Origin of the sequence: Xanthomonas sp. MUS 060, from assembly GCF_000963215.1 — a bacterium.
Lineage (GTDB): Bacteria > Pseudomonadota > Gammaproteobacteria > Xanthomonadales > Xanthomonadaceae > Xanthomonas_A.
In genome coordinates this window covers 1-2111 of record NZ_JZIM01000078.1, presented here as the reverse complement: position 1 = coordinate 2111, position 2111 = coordinate 1, and the positions used below count along the sequence as shown (strand labels likewise).

The following is a 2111-nucleotide window of genomic DNA, read 5'->3' as shown; positions in this document are numbered from 1 at the left end:
GAGCTGATCGCACAGGTCTGCAACGTTGTTCATCACCGCCCGCCACGGCTGCAGGTCGTCGCGGGCACTTTGCATTGGAGCCAAATATGTACGCCATTCCCAAACCGGGCCGCTCTGTGCCCATCCCAGGCACACGTACCCTACTGCCGGCAACAGGCCAGAACATCGGTCCGGCGACCCAATACTGGCAGCGCCGACTGCACGAGGGCGACATCACGCTGAGCGAAACACCGCCAACGCTCGCGTCAGCAGGCGATGCAGCAACGAGCACCACTGCAACGACCACGACTGCGCCCACATCGGCCGCTCCCTCACCCACTGCGGCATCGACCAACACTCCACTACCACCTGCCCCCGCTGATGCGGCCAGTGCTTCTCAGAGGACGACATGAGCGGCATCTCTTTCGAACACATCCCCTCCAACCAGCGGGTGCCGCTGTTCTATGCGGAGATGGACAACAGTCAGGCCAACCTGGGCGGGCAAGCACTCAATACGCTTCTGATCGGTCAGATGTTGTACTCGGGAACGGCGACACCGAACAAAGCCGTCCTGGTCACCGATCCGAAATCGGCCAAGGTCTTGTTCGGCCAGGGTTCGATGCTGGCGCGCATGGTGGCCTTTTATCGTTTGCAGGATGCCGGTTCGTGCAACCTGTGGTGCATCGGGGTGCAAGACGACCCGGCATCCACCCCGGCCATGGGCACCATCGTCATCAACGGCCAGGCCACTGCATCAGGCACCATCGCCCTGTACATCGCCGGTCAGCGCGTCAGTGTCGGCGTCCAGATGGGAGATAGAACCAGAGACATTGCCACCACCATGGTCAGCAGCATCAATGCCGTGGCAGACCTGCCGTTGACCGCCTGGATCGGCGAGAACACCGATGCTATACACCCGATGCCAGCCATTGTCGAAGGCTCGGCCGTGGTCATGCTTGGCAGCAAGTGGAGCGGACAAAGCGCAAACGACATCACCATCCTCGACTCCTTCCTGGGCTGGAGTGCCGGCGAAATCTTACCGGCGGGGGTGAGCCTGGCCTATTCCGGTCCGACACTGTCAGGTGGATTAACCGATCCGTCGATGGTAACATCGGTCCGGCGACCCAATACTGGCAGCGCCGACTGCACGAGGGCGACATCACGCTGAGCGAAACACCGCCAACGCTCGCGTCAGCAGGCGATGCAGCAACGAGCACCACTGCAACGACCACGACTGCGCCCACATCGGCCGCTCCCTCACCCACTGCGGCATCGACCAACACTCCACTACCACCTGCCCCCGCTGATGCGGCCAGTGCTTCTCAGAGGACGACATGAGCGGCATCTCTTTCGAACACATCCCCTCCAACCAGCGGGTGCCGCTGTTCTATGCGGAGATGGACAACAGTCAGGCCAACCTGGGCGGGCAAGCACTCAATACGCTTCTGATCGGTCAGATGTTGTACTCGGGAACGGCGACACCGAACAAAGCCGTCCTGGTCACCGATCCGAAATCGGCCAAGGTCTTGTTCGGCCAGGGTTCGATGCTGGCGCGCATGGTGGCCTTTTATCGTTTGCAGGATGCCGGTTCGTGCAACCTGTGGTGCATCGGGGTGCAAGACGACCCGGCATCCACCCCGGCCATGGGCACCATCGTCATCAACGGCCAGGCCACTGCATCAGGCACCATCGCCCTGTACATCGCCGGTCAGCGCGTCAGTGTCGGCGTCCAGATGGGAGATAGAACCAGAGACATTGCCACCACCATGGTCAGCAGCATCAATGCCGTGGCAGACCTGCCGTTGACCGCCTGGATCGGCGAGAACACCGATGCTATACACCCGATGCCAGCCATTGTCGAAGGCTCGGCCGTGGTCATGCTTGGCAGCAAGTGGAGCGGACAAAGCGCAAACGACATCACCATCCTCGACTCCTTCCTGGGCTGGAGTGCCGGCGAAATCTTACCGGCGGGGGTGAGCCTGGCCTATTCCGGTCCGACACTGTCAGGTGGATTAACCGATCCGTCGATGGTCACCACCGCCATCCCCGGCATGGGTGATGACACCTACGACTTCATCATCCATCCCTATGCCCATGCGCTGGCGCTGAATGACTTGCAAATTGAGCTAAAC

4 protein-coding genes are annotated in these 2111 nt (G+C 61.2%); 2 read left to right on the top strand and 2 right to left on the bottom strand.

Translation table 11 applies throughout. The annotated features are described in order from the left end of the window. Nucleotides 1-213: 213 nt before the first annotated feature. The gene (locus XANALMUS060_RS22535) at nt 214-390 is read right to left on the bottom strand and encodes a hypothetical protein (protein ID WP_161795495.1); all 177 of its coding nucleotides are present in this window, start codon (nt 388-390) and stop codon (nt 214-216) included. Between XANALMUS060_RS22535 and XANALMUS060_RS16980 the strand changes: the two genes are divergently transcribed. Further along, a complete protein-coding gene (locus XANALMUS060_RS16980) occupies nt 389-1147 on the top strand; it encodes a hypothetical protein (protein WP_052688280.1) in 759 nt (252 codons plus the stop codon). The genes XANALMUS060_RS22535 and XANALMUS060_RS16980 overlap by 2 nt on opposite strands. Here the strand turns inward: XANALMUS060_RS16980 and XANALMUS060_RS20870 are convergent. Next, entirely contained in the window at nt 1139-1315 is a 177-nt protein-coding gene (locus XANALMUS060_RS20870) for a hypothetical protein (RefSeq protein WP_161795495.1), read from the bottom strand. The genes XANALMUS060_RS16980 and XANALMUS060_RS20870 overlap by 9 nt on opposite strands. Here XANALMUS060_RS20870 and XANALMUS060_RS16975 point away from each other — a divergent pair. Next, nucleotides 1314-2111: hypothetical protein (locus XANALMUS060_RS16975; RefSeq protein WP_045739444.1), on the top strand; the 798-nt coding region annotated here is incomplete at its 3' end. The genes XANALMUS060_RS20870 and XANALMUS060_RS16975 overlap by 2 nt on opposite strands.

What these genes read in the sequence shown, in the direction of transcription:
- XANALMUS060_RS16980 (WP_052688280.1), top strand. Translation starts at nt 389, where the DNA reads ATGAGCGGCATCTCTTTCGAACACATCCCCTCCAACCAGCGGGTGCCG.
- XANALMUS060_RS22535 (WP_161795495.1), bottom strand. Translation starts at nt 390, where the DNA reads ATGTCGTCCTCTGAGAAGCACTGGCCGCATCAGCGGGGGCAGGTGGTA.
- XANALMUS060_RS20870 (WP_161795495.1), bottom strand. Translation starts at nt 1,315, where the DNA reads ATGTCGTCCTCTGAGAAGCACTGGCCGCATCAGCGGGGGCAGGTGGTA.